A 6,549-nucleotide genomic window follows, 5' to 3' on the forward strand; every position below is an offset into this window, starting at 1 on the left:
GCCTATCGTTATTGTGAATGAAGAAGGCCGGTCACTGACCGGCCTTCTTGTATTCGAGGTTGCCCTGCACGGATTCAGGAGGGCAGCGGCATGACCCGGTTGCGGCCCAGCTCCTTGGCCTTGTAGAGCAGTTTGTCGGTGCGCTCGACCAGGGCATCCCCTGTCTCCTGGCCGCTGTGCTCCCCCACGCCGAACGAGGCCGTGATGTGATCGATGCGGCGACCGGACTTGCGATCCAGGATCGACATCTTCTCGATGGCCCGGCGCAGGCTCTCCGCCATCTGGCGGGTTAGTGACAGGGAGCGGCGGGGCGCCAGCAGGGCAAACTCCTCACCGCCGAGGCGGTAGGCGGTTATCCCCTCCTTGCTCGCTTCCCGCAGCCGCTTGCCGAAGATGCGCAGCACCTGATCCCCCAGCAGATGGCCGTACTCGTCGTTGAAGTTCTTGAAGCGATCTATGTCCACCAGGATCAGCGAGAAGGGCTGCTTGCTGCGGATCAGGCTGTCCATCTCCAGATCGAAGGCGCGGCGGTTGAGCAGGTTGGTGAGGGCATCTTCGGTGGCCAGCTTGCGGGTTTCGTTCAGTGCCTCCTTCAGCTCCTTGATCTCCTTCTCGGCGCTGCTGAGCTGATTGCGAAAATGCAGGGTGGACATGCGCACGTCCCGCGACTCGCGCACCAGCTCCCGCAGTATGGCCATGGTATCGTCCAGGCTGAGCCCATCGTCATCGATGCGGCTCAAGCGATCGAAGCTCTTGTCGAGCACGGCCTGGAATTGGCCGGTGTCGGAAATCGCATCCTGCATGGAGTGGCTGAGCTCGTTGGCCATGGCCGCCAGATTGAGCTTCATGGTCTCCACCTGCTGCTCGTCCTGGCTGGCGAGGTGCTGGTGGTAGAGACGCTCGCAGGTGGTCAGCGAGCAGGTGCCCTGCAACTTGATCGCCTGATCGACGGCACTGTTGAGCTCGGGCATCTCGCCTGAGACATAGTTGTACCAAAGGTGATAATTGATCGGGGTGGTGGGGATCTGATACTTGATCATCAGGGGAACCGCCTGTTTCAAATAGGCGGCAGATTGGGCGAACGAGTCCTTGCTCATGAGTTCCGAGTCTCACATACCTGCAAACTTTGGCCAGTATGACAGAGAGATTGGCCAAAAGGCAGTCGATGGATGCCATTAGCTCCCCCCTTCGATATAATGTCTGCGTGATTACTTACCCTAAGGCCTGCTTATGTCTCAAAAAGATCCTTTCCTCCAACGCGAGGCCGAAAAATACGATAACCCCATCGCCAGCCGCGAGATGCTGCTGGAGCTCATCAAGGGCCATGAAAAACCCATGTCCCGGGAAGAGCTGGCCAAGGTCCTCAAGCTGACCGACGAAGAGCCGTTGGAAGCCTTGCGCCGTCGTCTGCGCGCCATGGAGCGTGATGGGCAGCTGGTATTCACTCGCAACCAATGTTACGCCCTGCCGGATCGTCTGAATCTGGTGAAAGGCTATGTGCTCGGCCACAAAGATGGCTTCGGTTTTCTGCGCCCGGAAGGCGGCGGATCGGATCTGTTCCTGAACAACCGTGAGATGCAGCGCCTGATGCACGGCGACTATGTGCTGGTGCAACCGACCGAGATCGACCGCAAGGGTCGCCAGGAAGCGCGTCTGGTGCGCCTGCTCAAGGCCCGCGAGGCGGACATCGTCGGTCGCTACTTCATCGAGAATGGCGTCGGTTTCGTGGTGCCGGATGACAGCCGTATCGGCCAGGACATCATCATCCCCGAAGGGGAGAACAAGGGCGCTCGCCAGAGCCAGGTCGTGGTGGTTCGCATCACCCAACGTGCCACCGCCCGCATCAACGCGGTCGGTACCGTGCTGGAGGTGCTGGGTGAGAACATGGCACCGGGCATGGAGATCGAAATTGCCCTGCGCACCCACGGCATCCCCCATACCTGGCCGGAAGAGGTGACCAAGGAGGTCGCCGGTCTCGGCGAACAGGTGCCGGAGAAGGCGAAAGAGGGTCGTATCGACCTGCGCGCCCTGCCGCTTATCACCATAGACGGTGAAGATGCCCGCGACTTCGATGACGCCGTCTTCTGTGAAGCCAAGCGTGGCGGCGGCTGGCGCCTGTGGGTGGCCATCGCGGATGTGTCCGCCTACGTGCGTCCCGGCACTGCGCTGGATGCCGAGGCGTATCAGCGCGGCAACTCCGTCTACTTCCCCGAGTTCGTGGTGCCCATGCTGCCGGAGGTGCTCTCCAACGGCCTGTGCTCCCTGAACCCGCAAGTGGATCGCCTGTGCATGGTGTGCGAGATGACCATCTCCGCCGCCGGCCGCATGTCCGGTTACAAGTTCTACGAAGCCGTGATGAACTCCCACGCCCGCATGACCTATACCAAGGTGGCAGGCATTCTGGATGGCGAGCCCAAGCTGCGTCAGCAGTACGAGCCGCTGATCGGTCACATCGAAGAGCTCAACAACCTCTACAAGGCGCTCAAGCACGCCCGTCACCAGCGTGGTGCGGTGGAGTTCGAGAGCGAAGAGACCCGCTTCATCTTCAACGCCCAGCGCAAGATCGACCAGATAGTGCCGCTGGTGCGCAACGACGCCCACAAGATCATCGAAGAGTGCATGATCCAGGCGAACGTGGCGGCTGCCCGCTACATCGAGAAGAACGAAGCCGCCGCCCTGTTCCGCACCCACGATCGTCCGGGTGAAGAGCGCCTGACTGGCTTCCGTGACTTCCTGGCCGAACTGGGTCTGGAGCTCAAGGGGGGCCTCGAGCCCGAGCCGAAAGACTTCGCCGAGCTGGCCGCCAAGTTTGAAGGGCGTCCGGATGCCGAGCTGCTCTCCACCATGTTGCTGCGCTCCATGCGTCAGGCGGTCTATCAGGCCGACAACATCGGTCACTTCGGTCTGGCCCTGAAGTCTTACGCCCACTTCACTTCACCGATCCGTCGTTACCCGGATCTCATCCTGCACCGCGCGATTAAATACCAAACCGCCAAGGAACAGCAGGGGAATTTGCGTCACAAATGGACTCCAAGCGGTGGTTATCACTACCAGCTGGAAGAAGTGGATCCCATGGGCGAGCACTGCTCCATGACGGAGCGCCGTGCCGACGATGCGACCCGCGACGTGGCCGACTGGCTCAAGTGCGAGTACATGCTGGATCACGTGGGTGACGAGTTCGACGGCGTCATCGCCAGCGTCACCGGTTTCGGTTTCTTCGTGCGTCTGGCCGAGATCCACATCGACGGTCTGGTGCACGTCAGCACCCTCACCAACGACTACTACCAGTTCGACCCCCTGCACCAGCAACTGATCGGTGAGAACTTCCGTCGTCGCTACCGCCTGGGTGACAAGGTGCGCGTCAAGGTGATGGGCGTGAACCTGGACGATCGCAAGATCGACTTCGTGATGGTGGAAGAGCCGCTTGAGCTCACCGGCAAGAACGCCAAAGAGATGGCGCGCAAGCAGGCCGAGATCAAGAAAGAGAAGGCCAAGAGCGCCCAGCGCCACGAGAAACGCAAAGAAGGTGGCAAGGACAGCGGCAAATCCGACCGCGGTGGCCATTCCAAGCCCAACAACAGACGACCGAGCAAGAAGGCTCGTGACAAGGCCAAGAGCACTAAATGAGTACTGAACTGATCTACGGCATTCACGCTGTATCTGCGCTGCTGGAGCGCACCCCGGAGCGTTTCATTGAGGTATGGGCCCTCAAGGGCCGCGATGACGACCGGCTGCAACCCTTGCTGGACGAGCTGGAATCCCTCGGCCTCAAGGTGCAGAGCGTGAACCGCAAGACCTTGGACGACAAAGCGGAAGGCAACAATCACCAGGGCATCATGGCCAAGGTGATCGAGGCGCCCAAGCTGGCCGAGCACGACCTGGCCAGCCTGCTGGACGGCCTGGCCGAACAGAAGGCCGAGCCCTTCCTGCTGGTGCTGGACGGGGTGACAGACCCGCACAACCTCGGTGCCTGCTTGCGCAGCGCCGATGCGGCGGGCGTGCATGCTGTCATAGTGCCGCGGGACAAGGCCACCGGCCTGACCTCGGTCGTGCGCAAGGTCGCCTGTGGCGCCGCCGAAGTGGTGCCCCTCATCCAGGTCACCAACCTGGCCCGCAGTCTGCGCGAGTTGCAGGAGCGCGGTGTCTGGATCGTGGGTACCGCTGGCGAGGCGGATCACGATGTGTTCCAGGCCAAACTCACCGGCCCCATGGCGCTGGTGATGGGGGCCGAGGGCAAGGGCATGCGCCGCCTCACTCGCGAGCATTGCGACGAGCTGGTGAGCATCCCCATGGCTGGGGCCGTCTCCAGCCTCAACGTCTCGGTGGCGACCGGCGTCTGCCTGTTCGAAGCCGTGCGTCAGCGCCGCGGCTGAGTCAGTCGTGATGGATAGACCCCAGTTCAGTCTGGATAGGGTCATGAATGAGCAGGAGGCCGAGCGCCTCCTCTCTTTTGCCCGCTCGCTGACGCTCGCCCCCAAAGCCTGTCTCTGGCACGCCGGTGACAGCCCGGATCTGCTGATCAGGGTGGCGCAGGGGCTGCTGCGGGCCAAGGTGGTGCTGGCGGACGGGCGTGAGTACATCAAGGAGTTCTACTGGGAGGGGGACGAGTTCATCGACTTCCACCACCTGCTCTCGGGTGAACCCGCCCGCTACAGCGTGGAGGCGCTGGAGCCCTGCCGGTTGCAGCTGTTCAACCTGTCCGATCTGCGCACGCTCCCCTGCTGGCCCGACTGGTATCATCACCTGCTGGCGGTACAACTGCGCATCAAGGAAGAAAAAGAGCTGCTGCTGCTGACCGAGAGCCCGCAGACTCGCTACCAGCACTTCCTGCAGAGCTTCCCCGCCCTGAATGCCAGGGTGCCGGATCACCAGATCGCCGCCTACCTCGGCATCAGCCCCATCAGCCTGAGCCGCATTCGCAAGCGGCTCAAGGGTCTTAACCAAGGTTAATGCCGACGCAGGCCCGGCAGTTTATGCTGGCGGGCCGGATCGTTAAGGAGTTGTCGATGAATTGGAGTCTCAAGCCCTGGTGTGACCTCACCACGGACGAATTGTATGAGCTGCTTGCCCTGCGTGCCGAGGTGTTCGTGGTGGAGCAGACCTGCTCCTTCCAGGATCTGGACGGGCTGGATCGCCGGGACGGTGTGCTGCACCTGCTCGGCTATGAGGGGGGGCATCTGGCCGCCTACGCCCGCATCATGGCCCCCGGCATCGGCGATGAGCAGGGTAGCGCCATCGGCCGGGTGGTGACCTCGCCGTGCTCTCGCGGGGATGGTTTGGGTCATCGCCTGCTGACCGAAGCCGTCAGAGGCTGTGAGGCCCATTGGCCGGAGCATTCCATCTGGCTCGGGGCTCAGGCCCACCTGCAAGGCTTCTATGGCCGACACGGTTTCGTGGCAGAAGGAGAGGGCTATATCGAAGACGACATCCCTCATATGGGGATGCGCAAAGCCCCCTGAGCCGATGGCAAGCCGAGGGAGCCTTCATGAGATGGCTCCCACATTCGTGCGCCACAAACGAGTATGATGCCAGTCCCGAACTGACTGGAACCCTGTCGTGACTCCCACCATCTTCGCAGCTATCTTGCTGGCCGCCTTGCTACACGCACTCTGGAACGCGCTGGCCAAGCGCCAGGCCGCGGGCCGGGTCAGCGTGCTGCTCAGTNNGGGCCGGGTCAGCGTGCTGCTGGTCTCCCTCTGCTCCGGGCTGTTTTCCCTGCCCTTCCTGCCTTTGGTGGGGCTGCCGGTACCTGCCGAGTATCCCTGGCTGGCGCTCTCCATCTTGCTGCACTGTGGCTACTGTATGTTTCTCGGTCGCGCCTATCGGTTGGGGGAATTTGGCCAGATCTACCCCCTGGCCCGTGGCAGTGCGCCGCTGCTGACCCTGCTGCTGGGGGCCTTGCTCTTGGGGGAGTGGCCTGGGCTGCCTGCCGTGCTGGGGGCCCTGGTGCTGGTGAGCGGTGTCTTGTTGATGGCCTGGCGCGGTGGCATCAGGCTGGCGCCAGCGGCGCTCATCGCCGTGCTGGTCACGGCCCTGTTTACCGCAGGCTACACCCTGTCTGACGGCATGGGGGCCCGCTCGGCCGGTGAGCCCATACGCTACACCCTCTGGCTGTTCGTCCTGACGGCCCTGCTGATGCCGCTGCTGATGCGCTGGCAGAGTCGCACCTCCTTGCGCAGCCTGAGCCGGGCGGACTGGTACACGGGGGCGCTTGGCGGCCTGCTCTCGCTGCTTGCCTACGGTATCGTCATCTGGGCCATGACCCGGGCGCCCATCGGGTTGGTGGCGGCCCTGCGCGAGAGCAGCGTGCTGTTTGCCATGCTGCTCTCCTGGCTCTGGCTGGGGGAGAGGCTGGGGCGGGTCAGGCTGGCAGCCGCCCTGGTGATCCTGTGCGGCATCCTGCTGATCAGGCTCAGCTGATGGGAGAGTGATAGGAGAGCGCCGGGTCATGATATAACCCGGCGTTTCGTCTAAGGAGCGACGCGGGTGAGCAGGGTGAAGCCTTCTTCAGAGGGACTGAGCTGCACGCTGACCCGGCCCAGCCTCTCC

Annotated in this window: 5 protein-coding genes and 1 pseudogene; 5 read left to right on the plus strand and 1 reads right to left on the minus strand. The window is 62.7% G+C overall.

Annotated elements, in window-relative coordinates:
* Positions 1 to 74: 74 nt before the first annotated feature.
* Positions 75 to 1,097 carry a GGDEF domain-containing protein gene (locus CUC44_RS19835; protein ID WP_167388962.1) on the minus strand — a complete coding sequence of 341 codons (1,023 nt, stop codon included), beginning with the start codon at positions 1,095 to 1,097 and terminating at the stop codon, positions 75 to 77.
* A gap of 133 nt (positions 1,098 to 1,230) precedes the next feature.
* On the opposite strand from CUC44_RS19835, the gene rnr reads away from it, so the two are divergent.
* From rnr to CUC44_RS19860, 5 genes and pseudogenes are all read left to right on the plus strand, one after another.
* Positions 1,231 to 3,627 (plus strand): ribonuclease R, encoded by a 2,397-nt coding sequence (gene rnr / locus CUC44_RS19840; protein ID WP_100861588.1) that lies wholly within the window; start codon positions 1,231 to 1,233, stop codon positions 3,625 to 3,627.
* On the plus strand, positions 3,624 to 4,373 hold the full coding sequence (rlmB, locus tag CUC44_RS19845; RefSeq protein WP_100861589.1) for a 23S rRNA (guanosine(2251)-2'-O)-methyltransferase RlmB: 750 nt from the start codon (positions 3,624 to 3,626) through the stop codon (positions 4,371 to 4,373). The genes rnr and rlmB overlap by 4 nt, the downstream gene beginning before the upstream one ends.
* 10 nt (positions 4,374 to 4,383) lie before the next feature.
* Positions 4,384 to 4,950: a Crp/Fnr family transcriptional regulator gene (locus tag CUC44_RS19850; protein ID WP_100861590.1), complete on the plus strand. Its 567-nt coding sequence runs from the start codon at positions 4,384 to 4,386 to the stop codon at positions 4,948 to 4,950.
* Between the two features lie 56 nt (positions 4,951 to 5,006).
* Positions 5,007 to 5,459 (plus strand): GNAT family N-acetyltransferase, encoded by a 453-nt coding sequence (locus CUC44_RS19855; protein WP_100861591.1) that lies wholly within the window; start codon positions 5,007 to 5,009, stop codon positions 5,457 to 5,459.
* 207 nt (positions 5,460 to 5,666) lie between these two features.
* Positions 5,667 to 6,420: pseudogene (locus tag CUC44_RS19860) on the plus strand (EamA family transporter); the annotation flags it as partial.
* Positions 6,421 to 6,549: the final 129 nt, after the last annotated feature.

It is taken from the genome of Aeromonas lusitana, assembly GCF_002812985.1.
Lineage (GTDB): Bacteria > Pseudomonadota > Gammaproteobacteria > Enterobacterales > Aeromonadaceae > Aeromonas > Aeromonas lusitana.

Coding starts and splice junctions, on each gene's coding strand:
- CUC44_RS19850 (WP_100861590.1), top strand. CDS start 4,384: ATGGATAGACCCCAGTTCAGTCTGGATAGGGTCATGAATGAGCAGGAG.
- CUC44_RS19855 (WP_100861591.1), top strand. CDS start 5,007: ATGAATTGGAGTCTCAAGCCCTGGTGTGACCTCACCACGGACGAATTG.
- rnr (WP_100861588.1), top strand. CDS start 1,231: ATGTCTCAAAAAGATCCTTTCCTCCAACGCGAGGCCGAAAAATACGAT.
- rlmB (WP_100861589.1), top strand. CDS start 3,624: ATGAGTACTGAACTGATCTACGGCATTCACGCTGTATCTGCGCTGCTG.
- CUC44_RS19835 (WP_167388962.1), bottom strand. CDS start 1,097: ATGAGCAAGGACTCGTTCGCCCAATCTGCCGCCTATTTGAAACAGGCG.